At 46.5% G+C, this 20,164-nt stretch carries 18 protein-coding genes; all 18 read right to left on the bottom strand.

Translation table 11 applies throughout. The features are described 5' to 3' along the window. Window position 1: 1 nt before the first annotated feature. Entirely contained in the window at window positions 2–496 is a 495-nt protein-coding gene (gene fliL / locus VTH8203_RS21525) for a flagellar basal body-associated protein FliL (RefSeq protein WP_096995494.1), read from the bottom strand. Window positions 497–530: 34 nt separating this feature from the next. Next, window positions 531–2,189 (bottom strand): flagellar hook-length control protein FliK, encoded by a 1,659-nt coding sequence (locus VTH8203_RS21520; RefSeq protein WP_096995493.1) that lies wholly within the window; start codon window positions 2,187–2,189, stop codon window positions 531–533. Between the two features lie 121 nt (window positions 2,190–2,310). Beyond that, window positions 2,311–2,754, bottom strand: a complete 444-nt coding sequence (gene fliJ, locus VTH8203_RS21515; protein ID WP_096995492.1) for a flagellar export protein FliJ — start codon at window positions 2,752–2,754, stop codon at window positions 2,311–2,313. Between the two features lie 7 nt (window positions 2,755–2,761). Further along, entirely contained in the window at window positions 2,762–4,084 is a 1,323-nt protein-coding gene (fliI, locus tag VTH8203_RS21510; protein WP_096995491.1) for a flagellar protein export ATPase FliI, read from the bottom strand. Next, entirely contained in the window at window positions 4,084–4,884 is an 801-nt protein-coding gene (fliH, locus tag VTH8203_RS21505; protein WP_096995490.1) for a flagellar assembly protein FliH, read from the bottom strand. The genes fliI and fliH overlap by 1 nt, the downstream gene beginning before the upstream one ends. A 44-nt stretch (window positions 4,885–4,928) precedes the next feature. Further along, entirely contained in the window at window positions 4,929–5,981 is a 1,053-nt protein-coding gene (fliG, locus tag VTH8203_RS21500) for a flagellar motor switch protein FliG (protein WP_096995489.1), read from the bottom strand. Beyond that, window positions 5,981–7,693 carry a flagellar basal-body MS-ring/collar protein FliF gene (gene fliF, locus VTH8203_RS21495; protein ID WP_370739268.1) on the bottom strand — a complete coding sequence of 571 codons (1,713 nt, stop codon included), beginning with the start codon at window positions 7,691–7,693 and terminating at the stop codon, window positions 5,981–5,983. The genes fliG and fliF overlap by 1 nt, the downstream gene beginning before the upstream one ends. A 54-nt stretch (window positions 7,694–7,747) precedes the next feature. Beyond that, window positions 7,748–8,059: a flagellar hook-basal body complex protein FliE gene (gene fliE, locus VTH8203_RS21490; protein WP_096995487.1), complete on the bottom strand. Its 312-nt coding sequence runs from the start codon at window positions 8,057–8,059 to the stop codon at window positions 7,748–7,750. Between the two features lie 107 nt (window positions 8,060–8,166). After that, window positions 8,167–9,582: a sigma-54-dependent transcriptional regulator gene (locus tag VTH8203_RS21485; RefSeq protein WP_096995486.1), complete on the bottom strand. Its 1,416-nt coding sequence runs from the start codon at window positions 9,580–9,582 to the stop codon at window positions 8,167–8,169. After that, complete coding sequence (locus tag VTH8203_RS21480; RefSeq protein ID WP_096995485.1) at window positions 9,582–10,655, bottom strand: sensor histidine kinase; 1,074 nt, start codon at window positions 10,653–10,655, stop codon at window positions 9,582–9,584. The genes VTH8203_RS21485 and VTH8203_RS21480 overlap by 1 nt, the downstream gene beginning before the upstream one ends. 176 nt (window positions 10,656–10,831) lie before the next feature. Beyond that, the gene (locus VTH8203_RS21475) at window positions 10,832–12,292 is read right to left on the bottom strand and encodes a sigma-54 dependent transcriptional regulator (protein WP_096995484.1); all 1,461 of its coding nucleotides are present in this window, start codon (window positions 12,290–12,292) and stop codon (window positions 10,832–10,834) included. A gap of 234 nt (window positions 12,293–12,526) precedes the next feature. Further along, window positions 12,527–12,937, bottom strand: a complete 411-nt coding sequence (gene fliS, locus VTH8203_RS21470) for a flagellar export chaperone FliS (protein WP_096995483.1) — start codon at window positions 12,935–12,937, stop codon at window positions 12,527–12,529. A 10-nt stretch (window positions 12,938–12,947) separates the two neighbouring features. After that, the gene (gene fliT / locus VTH8203_RS21465) at window positions 12,948–13,250 is read right to left on the bottom strand and encodes a flagellar protein FliT (protein WP_006069956.1); all 303 of its coding nucleotides are present in this window, start codon (window positions 13,248–13,250) and stop codon (window positions 12,948–12,950) included. Window positions 13,251–13,277: 27 nt separating this feature from the next. Continuing rightward, window positions 13,278–15,200: a flagellar filament capping protein FliD gene (gene fliD, locus VTH8203_RS21460; RefSeq protein WP_096995482.1), complete on the bottom strand. Its 1,923-nt coding sequence runs from the start codon at window positions 15,198–15,200 to the stop codon at window positions 13,278–13,280. Window positions 15,201–15,243: 43 nt separating this feature from the next. Further along, complete coding sequence (locus tag VTH8203_RS21455) at window positions 15,244–15,690, bottom strand: flagellar protein FlaG (RefSeq protein ID WP_096995481.1); 447 nt, start codon at window positions 15,688–15,690, stop codon at window positions 15,244–15,246. 138 nt (window positions 15,691–15,828) lie between these two features. Next, on the bottom strand, window positions 15,829–16,977 hold the full coding sequence (locus VTH8203_RS21450; protein WP_096995480.1) for a flagellin: 1,149 nt from the start codon (window positions 16,975–16,977) through the stop codon (window positions 15,829–15,831). Between the two features lie 274 nt (window positions 16,978–17,251). After that, entirely contained in the window at window positions 17,252–18,400 is a 1,149-nt protein-coding gene (locus VTH8203_RS21445; protein ID WP_006069952.1) for a flagellin, read from the bottom strand. Window positions 18,401–18,892: 492 nt separating this feature from the next. Next, on the bottom strand, window positions 18,893–20,038 hold the full coding sequence (locus VTH8203_RS21440) for a flagellin (protein ID WP_096995479.1): 1,146 nt from the start codon (window positions 20,036–20,038) through the stop codon (window positions 18,893–18,895). Window positions 20,039–20,164: the final 126 nt, after the last annotated feature.

Here is a 20,164-nt window from a genome sequence, read left to right as displayed (position 1 = left end):
CCTACTGAATTACAAAATCGGTAAATAACACTCTTTCGACTACAGGCTTACCGACAACCTGAGACAAACTGGCTTGAACATCTGCGGTGGCTTGGTCACGTAATTCAACGCGGCCATTTGTGCTGCGCAGTTGCTCGACCGTCGCTGATGCGAACGTCGACAATAGGGTACTTTCAATCAGTGGCGAATGATAACGAGCCGTTTCTTCGTTATCTTGGCCACGCACCATCAGCTGCGCTTTAATTTGCACAACTCGGTCACGCTGTTTACCGGTGACGTTAAAGATAAAAGGTTGAGCAATATTGACGTAGGAAATAGGGTCAACAGGTGCGGTAACGCCGCCTCCCTTAGAAGCAGGTGCACTCGCTGGTGTGCTATTTGAGTCGAGTAACCAATAAGCCGCTCCGCCTACCGCAAGCAGCAAAATCAGCGCTGCGACTATAATGATCAACAACTTCTTGCTATTTTTTGATTGTTCTAAAGTCTCTTCTGCCATTGTATTGTTCTACTTTTCCATGAGATTACTCGCGTTACGCGTAGTAACTAATACCATCTGTTTTCTTGGCGATGTTCACTTCTAAATTGACACCCTGCTCTGACTCGTCCAAACCTTGATGAGTTCGTCCATTAGCGTGTGAACCAGAACCACCAGATTCTTGAGAAGCATGACGTTGCTGCTGCCCTTGACTCTGCTGTTGTACCGATGAATCCGCTAACTGAATGCCCTGTTGAGACAACATCTCTCGCAACCTTGGCATGGCCTGATCAACCATATCGCGGGTGTGCTGGTTTTGAACCGTAAAATGTACTGTCGCAGAGTCATTGTTTAAGCTCATGCGAATCTGCATTCGCCCCAAATCAGGCGGATCTAAACGAATATCCACATGCTTCAAGTTTTTGGCCATCATCATTTGTACACGCTCTGCCACTTGGTCGCTAGCGTTGTCTTTAGTCAGCATGAGTGGTGACTGCACGTTCGTAGGTGGTTGCGACTGTTCTGCTCTCAACTGATTTGCAGTAGCACCAGTTGCAGCATGGGTTATACCTTCAGGGAGTTCGTTGACTTGCCCAAGACCAGTCATAGCCGATGGTTTCTGCACACCTGTAAAACTTGCACCAGCCGTAGACAACGTCGGATGGTTAACTTGGCTATGTTCTACTGACGTATTTGTGGCCAACATACTCGCCGTCAATGCCACATCTGAACTTGAGTGACTCGCAGAATTGACTGGTAGAGTGCTTGCTAAAGGCGCTGAAGCCGTTAACGCCGCACCGGGTCCATGGCTGGAATGCAATTTATCAGCCGCGACCGTCGTGGCAACGAGGCTCTTAGGGTCTATCTTAGTCGCATGTTCAGCATTCGCTTTGGTCCATGCAATTTGGCTCTGCGTGCTGTTTTTCGATTCACCATCGACATTAATGGCTTTCGTCTCTAAACCAGTTGCGGTTTGCATCGTCGAACCTGAAGCACCCGTTAACACAGCGATTTGCTCAGTCGCCATATCGTCGGTTGCAGCATTTGTTTCTGGACTATTTTGGTGTTGTTGAGTAAGTGAAGAACTATTGATATCCAAAGGTATCGTCGGTTCACCCAATGGTTCGACTCGCTTCGGATGTTGAGTACTGGCAGTGGCCGCACCGAGTACCGCAGCGTCTGATAAGTCACTCTCCGTTTGTGACAATGCGGCGTTGTTTTTGGGCTTTAACGCGCTATTCGACTCGTCTAAACGGCTGAGCAATTGCGCACTGTCACTGACGGTTTTTTTAGCTTCAACACTTCCCTCAGAAGCGAGGTTAAGCGTATCGCGGTGAGAAGACACGACAACAGCGGACTCTGGCGCCATGTTTTTGACACTCTCATCAGGGTCCTCATCAACACTTGTCTCTGTTTGACTTTTCGCCCCTGCTGCAGGCGTTAACGACTCTGCTTCTTGCGCCGTTGTGCTTAGAACCTCGGCATCCTCTTCACCTAATGACGCCTCTATCGCATGAGAGTTGGCTGCCTCAACACCTAGCCTTCCTTCAGCCTTTTGTTTTTCCTCAGTATTTTCTGAAGAAATCGCATTTTTAAGCGTATCAAAAAAGCCTGACTGCTCCGCATTATCTGCAGAATCGACAACCGTGGTTTTGTCACTAGACTTAGTATTAGGTGTTGCTGAAATACTGTTGTTAGTAATTGCCAGACTCATTCCATTAAGGCCCGTAAAGAGGAGTTAAATAATTGGGGTGGCAAATTGCCGCCGTTCATACTGATAGCATGGAACAATGCAAAATTTATACCGAATATCGATTCAAATACATGAGCAACGATTAACGCTGAGAACGACGGCGAGCAAAAAGCAAATTAGAGAACTCGTCCATCTGTTTTTGTTCCATCTTTTGTTCTAATTGCTGCCTTTCTCTGTGTTTCTTATCAATCAACCACTCATAAGAACAGCGTTGTTTGCGCGTGTTTTGCCAGTAGTCTTGGCAATCTTCCACCTGTTGTTTGAAGTGACTCTCCGCAGACTTCTGCTTGGTTAACGTTTCATCAAGCTGAGTTAAAAAGCGATTTAAGTGACCATATTCACTGGCAGTTAGCCCGACTTTACCGCGCTCTACAAGCTGATTACAGTAATCCAAGCGGTATTGTTCAATTTGCCTAACTTGCCGGTAATAGTCTTCAAGCTCTGAACGTGCTTTATTCAGTGCCAATACCGCCTGTTGTTCACTGTCTTTGGCTTGTTCTAGTAGGAAATCAAGAGCATTATCCATTGTTGACTCAGTTTACCTGCAATAGCTGTTTCAACATGCTGAGGGACATATCATATGGGACGGTGTCGCGCATACCTTGTTGGAGGTATTGATCCAGTTTCGGCTTGAGCGTAAATGCGCTATCAATCGCTGGATCAGTTCCAGGCTTGTAAGCGCCAATAGACACAAGATCTTGGTTCTTACGACAAACAGACAATATTTGTCTAACCGCTTTCGACATTAACACATGCTGGTCATCAGTAATTTGTGGCATCACTCGACTCACTGATTTCTCAATGTCAATAGCCGGATAGTGGCCTGCATCAGCCATTTCTCGTGAAAGGACGATGTGTCCATCTAAAATAGCCCTTGCCGCGTCAGCGATAGGATCTTGCAAGTCATCGCCTTCAGTAAGAACGGTAAAAAATGCGGTAATTGAGCCTTGATTTACATCACCGTTACCAGCTCGCTCAACCAATGCGGGAAGCTTAGCAAATACCGATGGCGGATAACCTTTGGTTGCCGGTGGCTCTCCCACTGAAAGCGCAATCTCACGCTGGGCCTGTGCAAAACGAGTCAATGAATCCATAAGGAGTAAGACATCCAGCCCTTGATCACGAAAATATTCAGCAATGGTTAACGCGGTTTGGCAGCCTTTAAGCCGCATAAGCGGTGACGCATCTGCTGGCGCAGCAACGACCACTGAACGCTCACGATCAGAGCTGCCAAGAATCTCTTCAATAAATTCTTTTACTTCTCGTCCACGTTCACCTATCAGCCCCACTACAACCACTTGTGCGGTCGTCCCGCGGGTCATCATACCTAGAGTGACCGATTTTCCGACGCCAGAACCGGCAAACAGACCAATACGCTGGCCTTTACCGACAGTCAGTAAGCCATTTATGGCTTTAAGCCCCACATCGAGTGGTTCGGAAATGGGTTTACGCGCTAACGGGTTGATAGGCTGGGCATTAAATGATGCGCGTTGGTCAGTATAAATCTCACCGAGCCCATCAAGCGGGTTGCCCACACCATCGATGACCCGACCAAGTAATTCCATACCGACAGGAAGCCCAGCGTCAGAAGTTATTGGAGTGACTCGAGCGCCAGGTAAAACACCGATGATCTGCTCACTTGGCATCAGATATAAGTGCTCTCCGGAAAACCCTACGACTTCAGCATCCATTTCACCATGCATGGTTTCCACTTTGCACACACTACCGATGGGCGCTTTGCAACCAATAGCTTCGAGGGTTAAGCCCACCACACGAACCAATTTTCCAGAGGCAATCGCGCGAGATTTGTGCCCTTCCACTTTGTAATTGGCTAGACGCTCGGCAAGAGCTTGCATCATTCGCCTCCCTGATGGCGATTGGTTCCACAAAAACTTTGTAATACGCTTTTAATGCGCTCTTCAAGCTGGTAGCTCACACTAGACTCGCCTGCCTCAATAAACACATCACCACGATTCAATGATGGTTCGATGACCAATGTCCAGTTACGGATATCAAGCTCTCCATCACCATAGGCGGCACGGATAATATCAACGTCAGCAGGATGAAGCTTGAGTGTGATGGCATGACCAACAATAGGTAAGGCTTCAACCGATTGTTTCACCGTGTCGAGAATGACTTGCGGATTAGTTTTGACCTCAACATGGACTACTTCTTTGGTTAGCGCTAGCACCATGTCAACCAGCTGTTTTTCAACTTGGGTGTTCATCAGCTCTAACGGTTGAGCAAATTGGTTCGCCATCGCCATGAAGATGTCAACTTGCTGCTTGATATACTCTTCGCCAGCGGCAACCCCTTCTGCTTTGCCTAGCTCAAGTCCTTCCGCATGCCCTGCTTGAGTTCCCTCTTCCTTACCTTTGTCGTAGCCTTGTTGAAAGCCGGCTTCTTGACCTTGAAATAAGCCTTCTTGGTATGCACCTTGTTTGATTTGCTCAATCTGTTCTTCGGTAAGCATTAACGGCTCTTCGTCAGCCGTTACTTCTTCGATAGGCCCCCAACTAGGATCGTAATTCAGGGCCGTTTCTTTGGCGTGTTGATGAGTTTGTGGTGTGTAATCGGGTAATCCCCAAGAATGAGCAGACTCTATGGTATTGTCTTCTGACGGACGCAAAAAGCCACGTTTTCTATCTCCAGACATCAAGCCTTCCCTTTTATTCTTCTAAATGAATAGGTTAACAGTTGTTATAGGAACTCATCCGCGCCACCAGAAAGCATCAGCTCACCGTTGTCCGCCATTCGTCTAGCAATCGTGAGAATTTCTTTTTGCGCCGTTTCAACATCAGCAACTCGCACTGGTGGCATCGCGTCGATATCTTCACGCATCATATCAGCAGCACGTTTTGACATGTTGTTGAAAATTTTCTCTTTGAGCCCCTCATCCGCGCCTTTAAGCGCACGTTGCAGCACATCTTGTGGTACATCTCTAAGCAGCTTCTGAATACCTTGGTCGTCCACTTCGATAAGGTTCTCGAACACAAACATAAGATCTTGAATCTGAGTAGCCATATCTTCGTCTTGGTCGCGGATTTGATCCATAAGAATGCCCTCGACGTTGTTGTCGAGGTAGTTCATGATCTCTGCCGCCGCCTTCAGACCACCAATCTTCGCGGCTTGAGCGCCTGCTTGGCCTGCGAACTGCTTCTCCATAATTTCGTTCAGTTCTGCTAAGGCAGACGGCTGAACTTCTTCCAAGTTCGCAATACGCATCATCAAATCAAGACGAACTCTCTCAGGGAACTGAGAAAGAATTTCTGCTGATTGATCAGCTTCCAAGTAAGAAAGTACGATAGTTTGAATTTGTGGGTGTTCGTTAACAATGATGCTGGCAACTTGACGCGGATCCATCCATTTCAATGAATCCAAACCTTTGGAGCCTGTTCCCAGAAGGATTTGGTCCACAAGGTTGTTGGCTTTATCTTCACCTAATGCAGCTACCAAGGTATTGCGCATGAAGTCTTCGCTACCCATACCAATATTGGTGTACTTCTGGATATCTTCTAAGAAGGCGCGGTGAACCGCCCCCACTTTGTCTTGGCTCAGATCGCTGGCTTTCGCCATCGCACTACCCACACGCTGAACTTGTTTAGGTTCAAGATGACGAATGATGCTGGCCGCATCGGATTCATTCAAACTGAGCAGCAAAATAGCCGCTTTTTCATCTCCGCCAATGCTAGAAATGTCGACACTGGTTTCTGCAAGTTGGCCGCCATTTGCTGCCACGATCTCGTTTGCCATTAGTTTTCAGCCATCCAATTTTTAACAACTTGTGCCGCGAGTTCCGGCTCATTCGCCACCAGAGCTCGTACTGCTTTAAGCACATCTTCGTCTTTGTGTAGGTTTGGTAGGTCAATACCGGTACTAAATTCGAACAACTCACTGCCGTCAATATCGGTACCAATCAAGCTAGTTTCGCCGTCGGCGCCAAGCGGCAGACCATCCGGGCCATAAAGCTGGTCGTCTTCTTCCTGAGCTGCTGGGTTAAGCAGCTTCTTCATTGCTGGTCTAATTAGAACAAAGACCACGACGATGATCACCAAGGCACTCGCAAACCAGCGAATCCAATCATTGAAATTAGGGTGCTCCCAAATTGGTACATCCGGTAATAGATCGGCCGTAGGCTCTTCAAACGTCATACTCAAAACATTGAGTAAATCACCACGGTTTTCATTAAAACCAACAGCACCGATAAGTACTTGTCGAATTGCCGCCAGTTCACTCTCTGAACGCGGCTGGTAAGTGACCTCAGCAGTATCTGGGTTCACGCTTGAACGGTTTTTTATTGCAACCGCTACGGTCTGGCGATTTACTACACCGCTTTGTTTGCGCTCGTGACTAATCGTGGTATCGAGTTCGAAGTTACGTGTCGCTTCTTTGTGAACTGAACCTTGCCCCATGATCGAGCCATCTTTCATTTGTGCGACATCAGTAGGAATAGAGGCATCAGCGGGCGGCTGGTTACTAAGTGCACCCGGCACACCAGCCACAACATTACCGTTGTTGTAGTCTTCTAAGGTATATTCACTTCGAGTTGCTGGCGTATTCGGGTCAAAGCGCTTGCGCGTTTGCTCAACGGCGCTAAAGTCGAGTTCAATATCAACTTGAGCGGTGTAGTTACCTAAGCCAAGAATCGGAATCAATACCGAATCAATTTTCTCACGTAACGCTTGTTCTTGATTTTGCTCTAGTTCTTGCTCTTTTCGACGCGCCATAGAAGCAGCATCTTGAGAGCCTGAACTCAATAGGCGACCGTGCTGATCAGTAACGGTAATACGTGATGGTTTCATGCCCGGAACGGCGCTCGCCACCATATCCACAACGGAGTCAACTTCTTGCTGCCTTAATACAGCGCCTGTGGCTAGCGTGAGAAAGACTGAAGCGGATGCTTCTTGATTATGGCGAACAAAAACACTTTGTTTTGGCAGTGCCAAAAGTACACGAGCGGTGCGCACTTGCTTCATCTGCTCGATAGCTTTGCCTAGTTGTCTTTCGCGGCTTAGCTTAAGACGTTCTTGTTCAAGACGTTGAGAGACACCAAAACCCATATCTTGCATTAAGATATCGTCACCCGCATTAGACGCGCGATTAATACCAGCGCGCACCATATCAAGTTTAAGGTTATTGTATTCACTCGCAGGTACGCTTAGCGCATTGCCTTCAAGCTTATATTGCACTTTCTGTTGGTCAAGGTAATCGAGAACAGGGATCAATTCCTCTGTTTCATACACCCCTAGTGGACGCATTTCTGGCTCTTTCACCCAGAAAAACAACATCACGATGAGCGCGACACAAATGGAGATAGAAAGGACAAGTACGATTTGTCTAAGAAGGTCGAGATCGCCCACCGCTAAGTCAAACTTAGAGCTGCTTTTCTCATTGATATCTGGATTTTGACTTTCCGAGCCAATACTTGAACTGGTTACCATTGCGGTATCTGAGCCACTATCCATTAATGCTACGTCGGTCGAATGATTTTCTTGAGCCACTGCTTTTTACTACCTAGATTAAACGGGCATGTTCATGAGTTCTTTATAGGCTTCAACAAGCTTATTTCTCACTTGTATTGTCGCTTCAAAAGCAACACTAGACTTGTTTCGAGCGATCATGACATCCGAAAGAGACACGTCCGCATCCCCTCGGTCAAAACGCATTTGCAGATCACCAGATGACTTTTGAAGACCATTCACATTGTTCACCGCTTGTGAAAGCATGTCGCCAAAGTTAGCACCAACCTGATGGGCATTTGCTGCTGGCTTGGAGTTGGCCGCTTCCAACATCATCGCCTGCATTTCATTGTTTAGTCCGTCTACTCTCATGCTTATTATTCGCCGTCAATCTTTTGACATAGCCCTTACAATATCTTGATTCTGACCTAAAAATTGCAAAAATTATGCCATAGTTAAAGTCGCCGCTCGATGATTCGTTAACTTGGGATTTCTATGCCCGCATCACGCATTTTCGCCAGCTTGTAACGCAAGGTTCTTGGACTAATACCCAACTTCTCTGCCATGTCTTTGCGGCGACCTTCGCACTCTTTTAACGTTTCTAGAATGATAGAAAACTCTTGATCACGCAGTTCACCACCAAGCCCTTCACTTGAGGCAGCAGTACGGCCAGCAAGCTCACTTGAAGCCTGTGCGATTGGCGCAATAGTAGGGGCAACGGGTTCTGAATTAGACAAGACGTGTTGTAGGCTTGACGCATCTTGCCAGTCGACACCTTCTAACAGAATATGCTCGGCAGAGACAACCGATTGGTCACAGAGGATCAACGCGCGCTGAACCACATTATCGAGTTCACGAACGTTGCCCGGCCAAGGGTAGCTCATCAACTTGGTTAACGCAGACTGACCAAATTCAGGCACTGGCATTCCCAGCTTTTTACAGTGACGCTCGGTTAGGTGACGAGCGAGGGGCGCGATGTCTGCCGGACGTTCACACAACGCAGGCCAAGCAATTGGAAAGACATTCAAACGATAATACAGATCTTCACGAAAGTGGCCTTCCTGAACATACTGCTTAAGGTCGCGATTGCTGGTTGCCAATACCCGTACATCCAGTGCGATACTTTTACGACTGCCCAAACGTTCCACTTCACGTTCTTGTAATACACGCAGTAATTTAGCTTGTAGACTCAAGTCCATCTCACTGATTTCATCAAGTAGGATAGTGCCACCCTGAGCCTGCTCAAACTTACCTGGACATGCTTGAATAGCGCCAGTAAACGCCCCTTTCTCGTAACCAAAGAGGGTCGCTTCCAGCATATTGTCAGGAATAGCAGCACAGTTGATGGCCACAAAAGGCCCCTCTGCACGTAGTGATTTATTGTGGATATAACGAGACATCACCTCTTTGCCTGAACCGCTCGGCCCCAGCACCATAACGCTAGCATCCGTCTTCGCGACTTTTTCAGCTAAAGCCAGCAGTTGAATGCTCTTCGCATCGGCCACAACTGCATCGCCATTATCCTCTGATTTCACTGGAGCATAGCGGCTAACCATATTGAGCAACACTTCTGGCGCAAATGGTTTTGCCATATAGTCAATGGCGCCCTCTTTCATCGCAGCAACAGCATCTTCAATGTTGGCATAAGCGGTCATTAACAATACTGGTAGATTTGGCCAGTGTTGTTTGATGTTACGCAGCAATGCTAACCCCCCCATTCCCGCCATCTGCACATCGGTAACGACGATATCTACCGGTTGAGTTTTGAGTTTCACTAGCGCATCTTCAGCGCAGTCTGCTGCCACCCACTCATAGCCAGCCAGTGCCAATGTATCGACGAGAGCTTCGCGAAGACCTTCATCATCCTCTACGATAAGTACTTTGCTTTGAGCCATCAGCTGATTCCTTCATTTGTTACTTTTTGAGACGATGCTGCCAATGGCAAACACATGGTAAAACACGCGCCATCATCTTCTTCTGATATCAATTCAAGCCGCCCTTCATGGGCACGGCAAACCATTTGTACGACCGCAAGCCCAAGACCTGTGCCCTGTGAACGGGTGGTGAAAAACGGTTCCATTATTTTCTGTTGCAGTTCGGCAGGTACGCCAGGCCCGCTGTCTTGAACAGAGATTTTTAATTCGTTATTAACTGGACGGAAAAATACGTCTACTTGCGAGCCTTTGCCTGCAATCTGCACCGCATTGAGCACTAGGTTACTCAGAGCAGAAGCAATTGCGTTGACGTTACCAAGTAACGCCACATCTTCTTGTTCGACTTCTAGGCAGTAATCGATATTGTTACTTTTTAGCGTCGTCTCGACCATTGGCTGATACTCATCCACCAGCTGCCTTAAAGTAAACGGTTTTATCACCTTATTATCGCCACCTTTCGCAAACAGCAGCATGTCGTTGACCTGCTTCTCGAGATCATGAAGTCTGTCGACTAATTTGATTTGAAAGCGTTCTCGAGTAGGCTGAGGAAGGCTAGGTGCACCAAGATTAGAGGCATACAACATGGCACTTGATAACGGGGTACGAACCTGATGAGCAAGTGAAGCGACCATTCTTCCTAACGATGATAAGCGCTGTAAATCACTGATTCTTGATTGCAGCAGGCGTGTTTCTGTCAGGTCAGTAATAAGAATCAACTGCCCAGTTGAAGAGGCTGAAATGGCCAGTCTAACCTTGCGACCATTGCGCAAAGAGACCTCATGACCATCATCTTCTTTGGGGTCAAACACCACTTGAATCAGGTGAAACCATTTTTGTCCAACAAGGGGAATATCGAGTATGCGATGGGCTTCTGGATTGGCTTCTCTCACCACACCTTGTGTATCCAACAAAATGACCCCCGCAGGCATCGCTTCTATGACCTGCTGATATCGCTCAACTTGCGATTCCAAGGAGTCGAGGTGTGAGCTTGATTGCGCATTTTGTGGTGATACGCCCGTTGTCGTCTGATCCATTTACGAGATGTTCCTTCTCAATACTACTCGCAGAAATACGTAGCCAATAATAAACTCAAGCCCGAAAATGCAAAAAGCATGCCGAACTTAAATCTATATATTTCAGAAGGTTAGCTGCGTCAATAAATTGTCATGATAAATTATGCGTGACTTAAATCACATCAAAAGCGCGAAACTTAACGATGTAAGTTGTACTTGCGCATTTTTTCAACCAGTGTGGTACGACGCATCCCAAGCATATCCGCAGCACGCGCCACGATGCCCTCTTGCGCGTCGAGTGCTTGACCGATCATATTCACTTCAAGGTCAGCCAACATCTCTTTTAAGTTGACCCCTTCCGGTGGCAACGATTGAGGCGCATTGTGATTATCCAGTTCAGGTTCTGCGAAGCTAAAGTTTTCTGCGAAGATGCTGTCCAAAGCATCGCGCTCTTGCTCTTCAATAGTCTTAAACGCATTCATTTCCGGTTGGAATTCAGGGATATCACTATAGCGATACTTAACAGGAAGGTGATTCACATCCACCAAGCTGTTTGGATACAGAATCACCATGCGCTCAACAAGATTGGCAAGTTCACGAACGTTGCCCGGCCAATCATGTTCCATTAACGAATTAACAGAGCGAGGGGCAAAACAGATAGGTTGTCCCCCTTCTGCTTCCATTCGAGCGAGCAACTCTTGCAACAGTAGAGGAATGTCTTCTTTACGCTCGCGAAGCGCTGGCATTTCAATCGGGAAAACATTCAAGCGATAGAACAAGTCTTCACGAAAATCACCTTGTTGGATCATGCTCTCGAGATTGCGGTGGGTCGCAGCAACAATACGGACATTCGCTTTAATCACGCAACTTCCACCGACACGCTCAAATACGCGCTCTTGCAACACGCGAAGTAACTTAACCTGCATCGGCATTGGCATGTCACCAATTTCGTCGAGGAATAAGGTCCCGCCATCGGCAAGCTCGAAGCGACCTTTACGAGAGGTAATCGCCCCTGTAAACGCGCCTTTTTCGTGACCAAAAAGCTCACTTTCCAATAAGTCCGGTGGAATCGCTCCACAGTTCACTGGAACAAACGGACCACTGCGACGAGCAGAGTGGTAATGGATGTTACGAGCAACCACTTCCTTACCAGTACCTGACTCTCCAAGAATAAGTACATTAGCCTCTGAACCCGAGACTTGCTCGATCAGATGACGGACTTCTTGGATACCAGGGCTTTGTCCAACCAAACTACGAAATAGTGTATTTTTACGAAGATTCGATGCAACCTGAACCCCCTTACGACCTAAAAACTCTCGACAATGACGCAGCGCATCGCTGAGTTGTGGGTAATTCAGAGGCAGTTCCAATTCACCGACAAAGTTGGATAAAGGCTCAACCGCACCGGTAAATTCGCTAGTCACTAGCAAGGGGATATGATTCGACAGCGAAAGCTGAGATAACAAGACTTGAGAAAGATTTGGGCTTTGCAAAGCGCCAACGATGCAACCCGACCATGTCTGGGACCAATCTATTTGGTTAATATCAGTAGATGGAATCGCCACACAATGCTCACCAACAAACTCCAAAATGGTGTTTAGATTAGTGCGAATTTGCGGATCATCAGCAATAACAAGAAGTTTAGCTAAGCCTTGCATGAGTCAGGAATTATGCCTTGATCAAAACCAACCACAGGGCGTCGATTTTTTGTCACCCGTCAATTTCACGCCGAGTTAACAAAAGCAAAAAACGCCTTATAACATTGACAAGCAATATATAAAACAAATGGTTAGATATAAAAAAACGCCATTAGGCTGGGAATGGCGTCTATTCTATTGACATTATTCTGATTTAGCAACTTTGTCACGTTGACTTTAAGAGGTTAATTCCGCTTAGATTCCGACTTCTTGCGCTGTTAAGTTATGGTAATCACTAGGAATTTGATCCCACGCAGATTTTATCTCTCGTATGATCTCTATCACATCATCAATCGGTTTCGGGTTGTTTTCGTGGTTGGCTGTCGTGATTTGACCAATCATAAACTCGTAAAGCTGATCAAGGTTCTTAGCGATATCACCACCATCATCCATAGACAGGCAACTGCGTAGTGCAATGATAATATCTAACGCTTTACCGATACGCTCACCTTTCACTGGAATATTGCCCTGCTCCATTGCGGCTTTAGCTTGAATCAGTCGCTCTATCGCACCACCCATCAGCATCTGGATAACTTTGTGCGGTGACGCAGCACTCAATTGGCTGTCTACAGATACTTTCTTATATGCTTGTAATGAACCACGCATCACTATCCTCTCAAATAAATTTTTGGTACTGCTGTAGGGACTTTCTACCATGTCGGTACTTTCTAAGTTCCAGTCCCAATTGATCCGTTTTGGTTTGCATATGGGTCGCAATTCGACGTGTCGACTGTTCCACTTGCAGCCACTCATCACTCTGCTTTAGGTTCGGATTCCTTTGGCAAGCGGCTATTAACTTCGTGATTATCTGTTCTCTTTTATCGACCAGAAGGTGAATTTCTTCAGTATCCAACTCATCATTTTCTAAAACAGATTGTAAACGGTGATCCAAATCACCTAATTGATTGAATATGCTCAATTAGTAGACCCTACTTTCGACATCAGCTTATCCCCCCATCGCACTCATCATGCCTGCTAATTGCGACTGCATCTTTCCGGTAGCGTCTTGCATGGCGGCAAATTTGTCGTGAGTTCGTTTCTGTAGGCTATCCATGCGGCGGTCTAAATTGACCTGTTGGTCATTCAGTCGATAATTTTGTTCAACTAAGCTTTGCTCTCGAGTACGGATCGTCCCGGTAGCACCAGTCATACTGTGAATAGCATCTTCGACGCGTTTGGCAAATCCGTTATTACCGCCGAAAAACTCCCCTAGCTTGTTGAAGTTATTATTCAACTGCTTATCGAGCATTTGATAGTTTATTTCGAGATTACCTTGGCGCGTCGTAGTGACACCAAACTCAGTTAAGGTCTCTAACCCTTCAGGGGCACCTTCTACCGCTGATGAAAAGACACTTTTCAAACGCGAGTCCGCACTTCTAACCACACTATCTCCTGCCAATGGGCCGGTTTGCCCTGTTGTGGGGTCTGCACTAGAAAGCTCTTTGGACACTTGATAAAACTGGTTGTAGGCGGCAACAAATTGTTCAATATCAGCACGCACACTAGCGCGGTCATATTCCACACCAATTTCAGCTGGACGCTCCCCTTGCTTGGTCGTGCCTTTCAACGTTAAATCCACGCCTTCAATGGCACCTTCAATGACATTATTGTGACTTGATAGCTCAGCAATACCGTCGAGTATGACCTTTGAATCTTGCGCTGCTTGGACTTGTGACATGCCATTGTAGATTTGCAGCGATCGCTGTGCTTCGGCAAGTTCAGCTTGAACTGATTCTACTTTTTCTAAACGCTCACGTTCTTCAGGTGATAGCTTGGCACGCTCTAGTTGCTTGGCCTCCGCTTCGGTCATATCACCGTCAGCAACAGCTTGGGCAATGGCCGCTTTTTCATCGGCCAATTCTTGCTCTAGCTGAGCTTGTGCTTCACTTGGCGTTACATAAGAGTCGGTCAAAGTGCCCGAGGCTGTATTACTCCAACCCGGGACTATTCCCGATTTCTCTAATGCTTTTTGATCAAGCTCCGGCTCTGGCGCTTGATAGGAATCCATTAAGGTTCCTGATGCAGTTTCTGTCCAACCGGGAATAGTGTCTTCAGGGCGGCCAGATGTTGCCTCTTGCGCGACAGATTCTGCGCTTTGTTCATCCTTGGTGTTTTCCTCTACCAAAGCTTCATTAGCAGTGGCTTCATTCACCTCATCTGCTTTCTTAGCTTCATCTTCCTCAGAGGATGGAACATCTAGTAAAGCTAATGCATCAGCCTGAGCTTGCTCCAACGCTTTAACGCGCTGCTCAATAGTTTTGTATTCGAATCGATAGAGATCATTGCCGGGCTCAGCGTCTACATCAATTATCAAGGCATGTTCAGCCCCTGATTGGTTGGCCGCCACAATAAGCCTAGGACCGTTGATGTCTTTAACGATAGATGCGCGTACACCGAGATTGTCACTCGCGCCGTTAATGGCACGAACTACGTCGGTTAAACGAGAATTACTGCGAAGGGAAATATCAAAGCTGTCATCACCCATTGAAATTTGCAGCTTACCTGGACCAAACTTCGTATCTTCAGGAATAGCATCCGAAGCGATTTTATGGCTTTGAGCAAGCTGCAATACATCGACAGCGTATTTGCCAGCAATAGCATCAGTTGATGCTGTTGCCGTGACAACGCTTTCTTCGGAGGTGTTGACGCTTCTCAGCGCAAACGCCTTCTCCTGGCGAAAGCTTGCCATAAGATTTTTCATCGTATCTAGTGACTCTTTGAGTCGTCCGTAGGCACTGATACCGGTATCAATTTTGCTACGCTCATAGTCGAGACGTTGCTGTTTCGGAATCCGCTCAGCATCGACTATTTTGCTCACCATGGAATTGATATCCATGCCTGAAGACATCCCTATCGGGCCCATATTCACCAAACCACTTCGAATTTAATACTATTGCATCTTAGTGATGCGACTACACCAACATGTCAATGCTGAGTGCGCCATGTTTTTCAACACGCTTTAGTACGTCGAGAAGCTCTTGATCTGGAAATTGACGAATGATCTCACCGCTGTCTTTTGCATAAACAGTAATGATGTCGCGCCCTGATTCTTCATCTCTTCGAAACGATAATCCCGTATTCATTGAGGTGAGAAACTCATCAAGACGTTTGACCATATTTTCACGTTCTGCCTGATTGAGGTCATGACGCTCGGTCGCAATTTTCTGAATCAATTCGGAAGTTTTCTGGTTAGAAAACGCCACACTTTCCGCCGTTCTCAGTTCATTGACCTTTATCGGCGGTGAGCCTTTATCGGTATCAACTGACGGTGTTGTTTTATTAGTATTTTTCGAAGCAAGTTCTGTGCCACTAGAAGAGGCAAAAGGCTGAATGTTCGACGCGTAGGATGAGATATCCACTTTCGTTCTCCCGTTTCTAACCTTCTCTATTGTCCAACTCCAACTGGGGTAAAACTAGTTGAGCAATAAGCTTGAAATTGGAAGTTGGTGATAGAGTAACCCTATCACCAACACACTTGCCTAAGGTGTAAGCCTTTTTTAGCCTAGTAAGCTAAGTGCAGCTGAAGGCGATTGCTTCGCTTGAGCTAGAATTGAAGTACTCGCTTGCTGCAGGATTTGGTTCTTGGTCATTGCCGTCGTTTCTTTCGCGTAATCGGTGTCTTCGATACGGCTCTTAGATGCATTAACGTTTTCGTTGATGTTATCTAAGTTATTGATTGCGTGATTGAAGCGGTTTTGGAACGCACCAAGTTCTGCACGGTTACTGTCTACGTATTTTAGCGCCGCATCTAGAATAGCTACTGATTCTTGTGCACCACCTACAGAAGTAACGTTGATGTCATTAACTGATACCGCGCTTGCTGCGCCAGAAAGGTCAAGCTCAGAACCGCCCGCTAGTGAACCACCGAACGTTAGTGAAGCACTATCAGCTTCGCCGTTGCTGCTTGCGAAGATTTGCAGAGCACCGCCTTCATCAACAGATGCTTGAACTTGGTCTGTTTGACCATTGATGTAGGTTGCAAGTTGCTCGATATCATCACCTTCTTTACCAGTGATAGCAATCTGAGTCATTGCGTTACCCGCTTTATCATTTAGGTCAATCGTTAAAGTAGCACCCGCTCCAACTGTCCAGCTTTCATCTTTCGCGTTAGCCGCTTTATAAGAAGAACCGCCCATTTGTGCATTGTCAGAGCGCATATCGTTCATGCTCAGCATAACTGCTTCGCCACTGTTAGAACCGATTTGGAACGACTGTGTACCGTATGTGCCATTTAGAAGACGGTTGCCACCAAAAGACGTGGTTTCCGCGATACGATTTAGCTCGTCATTAAGCGCTGTCACTTCTTCTTGAATTGCTACACGCTCAGCTTTTGAGTTAGAACCGTTTGCAGATTGTAGAGATAGGTCACGCATACGTTGTAGGATGTTCGTTGTTTCATCCATCGCACCTTCAGCTGTCTGTGCAATAGAGATACCATCGTTTGCGTTTTTTACAGCCATATCTAAGCCGCGGCTTTGAACATTCAATCGGTTCGCGATTTGCAGACCTGCTGCATCGTCTTTCGCACTGTTGATTTTGTAGCCCGAAGACAAGCGTTCCATTGATTTTTGTGTGTTCTCTGCTGCGTTATTCAGATAACGCTGAGCAGTCATTGCAGACACATTCGTGTTTACATTAATTGCCATACTGATCTCCTTAGGCATTTAGGATAGATGGCCTTTGTGTCTCTCACCTCACATTGGCACATCCGATTTTATTTCTCTCAATCCCTGTAACGGCGATAAATTTAGAAGCTTTAGAACAAATTGGCGTTTTTTTACCATTAATTCAATTGATTGGATAAATGTGATTTAGATCGGAGATTCGAATGGAGGATAGTTGCGTTTGCAACGCTCTAAAGCCAAATGCAAAAAAACCAGAGCCACGGCTCTGGTTTTTGTTTGTCATCTAAGGCGGTGCTTAGCCTAGTAGACTCAATGCTGCGTTTGGCGCTTGCTTTGCTTGTGCCAAAATCGAACTTGAAGCTTGCGATAGAATTTGGTTCTTCGTCATCGCTGTCGTCTCTTTTGCGAAGTCCGTGTCTTTGATACGACTCTTCGACGCGTTCACATTCTCATTGATGTTGTCTAAGTTGTTGATAGCGTGGTTGAAGCGGTTTTGGAAAGCACCAAGCTCTGCGCGGTGACTATCAACATACTTCATCGCAGAGTCCAGAATCGCAACAGATTCTTGAGCGCCACCTACTGACGTGACATCAATATCGTTAACTGTTGCTGCTGCGGCTGCACCTGACATGTCTAGCTCACCTGATCCCGCTAGCGTGCCACCAAAGCTTAATGATGCGCTGTCGATGTCTTTATTGTTGCTCGCGAATACTTGTAGAGCGCCATCTTCATCTACAGACGCTTGCACTAGGTCAGTTTGACCATTGATGTACGTCGCTAACTGCTCAATATCATCGCCTTGTTTCGCGTTAATCGTCAGCGTTGTCATTGCGTTACCCGCGCTGTCGTTCATGTCGATAGTCAGTGTTGAGTTTGCTGCCACTGACCAATCTTTATCTTTTGCGTTCGCTGCTTGGTAAACCGAACCACCCATGCCGCTGTTGTCTGAGCGCATGTCTTTTAGGCTTAGCATCACCGCTTCACCATTGTTTGAACCGATTTGGAATGACTGAGTACCGTAAGTACCATTCAATAGACGGTTACCACCAAATGCTGTGGTTTCAGCGATACGGTTTAGTTCGTTGTTCAGCGCCGTCACTTCTTCTTGAATCGCCACACGCTCTGCTTTTGAGTTTGAGCCGTTTGCTGATTGCAGTGATAGGTCACGCATGCGTTGCAGGATGTTCGTTGTCTCATTCATCGCGCCTTCAGCAGTTTGGGCGATAGAGATACCATCGTTCGCATTGCGCACTGCCACATCAAGACCACGGCTTTGAACGTTCAAGCGGTTCGAAATTTGTAGACCCGCTGCGTCGTCTTTCGCACTGTTGATTTTATGACCCGAAGACAAACGCTCCATTGACGTTGCTTGCGCCTGACTTGCACTGTTTAGGTAACGCTGAGCGGTCATCGCCGATACGTTAGTATTTACATTCACTGCCATGTTGTTTCTCCAATTGATTTTCCGGTGTAGCGGTTTCCGACGTCTCGGAAAACCAAGTAGTTCTCTCAAAGTTAATCTTTTAACGACGCGAGCGAAAAAACCTTTAGAAAAAAACTCGAAAAAACAAAAGAAAACATCCGTTTGATTAGGATTTGAGCAGTTAACGGAAAATTGAAAAGAAAAGATTAAAGTTTAACGAAATGCCGCCGATACACTGTGATTTTGCTGAATTTACTAGGGGTGAGTTGTCAACCTTTAGAAAAGAAAAAGCCCCTTTTCCTTTGAGAGAACTGGGGCTGGGTGGCGACTAGTAGTGTGCGGAGATCAGAGAGAAATAAACACACTCTAGCTAACCTACATACTTTGATGCCGTATTGAGGCAGGTTGAGAGAGAGAACCCCAACACATCACAAAGTATGTTTGCCAAGCAACAGGAAATCTATTGCCACGTCTGACTTAATGTTCCTGTCACTTAGAACTCGGACACTATCTCTATTGTAGTAGAGACATCGCTGAGTTAGGCAACTGTTTTGCTTGTGCCAAAATTGACGTACCAGCTTGTTGTAGAATCTGGTTCTTGGTAATTTCGGTTGTCTCTTTAGCAAAGTCGGTATCTTTGATTCGGCTGTTCGACGCATCAACATTCTCTTGAACGTTCGCTAAGTTGTTGATGCTGTGGCTTAAGCGGTTCTGCTTGGCACCCAAATCTGCACGTTGTGAATCCACATACTTAAGCGCAGAATCGATAATAGAGATAGCGTTTTGTGATCCGGCGACTGAAGTCATGTCAATATCTTGCACTGTAGACTGAGCAGCAGACGCGGTTTGTAAGTCTAAATCTGTAGCTAACGAACCACCAATCGTCACAGACTGGTTTAGGTCAATGTCAGGTTCTGCCACAAACACTTGAAGCTCACCGTTATCTCCCACAGAAGCGCTAATCTTGTCAGACTGACCATTAATGTACGTTGCTAACTGCTCAATATCGTCGCCTTGCTTTGCAGTGATGTTGATAGCGACTGCTTCGCCAGATTTGGTCGTAAAGCTAATATCCAACTGGTTATTCGTATCATCAACACGCCAATCAGCGTCTTTACCGTTGTTTGCAGTGTATGTGGTCCCGCCCATACGGAAATCATCTGCACGAATGCTGGTTAGTCCCATAATTAAGGCTTCACCTGAGTTAGCACCGATTTGGAATGACGCTTCTCCGAAGTTGCCATTGAGCAAACGACGGCCACCAAATGAGGTAGTCTCTGCGATACGGTTTAGCTCCGCTTGAAGTGCGTTAGATTCTTCATTAATCGCGACTCGCTCAGCAAGAGAGTTGGTACCATTTGCCGATTGAATAGCAAGGTCACGCATACGCTGCAAGATACTGGTCGACTCGTTCATCGCACCTTCCGCTGTCTGCGCAATAGAAATACCATCGTTCGCGTTACGCATTGCCACATCAAGACCGCGTGACTGTGCGGTGAGTCGGTTGGAAATTTGCAAACCCGCAGCGTCATCTCGTGCACTATTGATCTTGTGACCAGACGACAAGCGTTCCATAGAGGTATTGAGTGCGTCACTGGATTTGTTCAAGTAACGCTGCGCTGTCATCGCCGAAACGTTGGTACTTACTGTTACTGCCATTATGCTCTCCTAATTGAGTTCGCAAGCTTCAAGTAGGCTCACTTAATAACAAACATTGTTAATTCAATATTGTTACTACGCCCACCTAATACCCCGTATCAGGTGGAGTATCTAAAGTGCTTATTT

It is taken from the genome of Vibrio thalassae, from assembly GCF_900089835.1.
In the GTDB taxonomy this organism is placed as follows: Bacteria; Pseudomonadota; Gammaproteobacteria; order Enterobacterales; family Vibrionaceae; genus Vibrio; species Vibrio thalassae.
The sequence above is the reverse complement of the archived record's forward strand: the minus strand, read 5'-3'. Positions and strand labels throughout refer to the sequence as shown.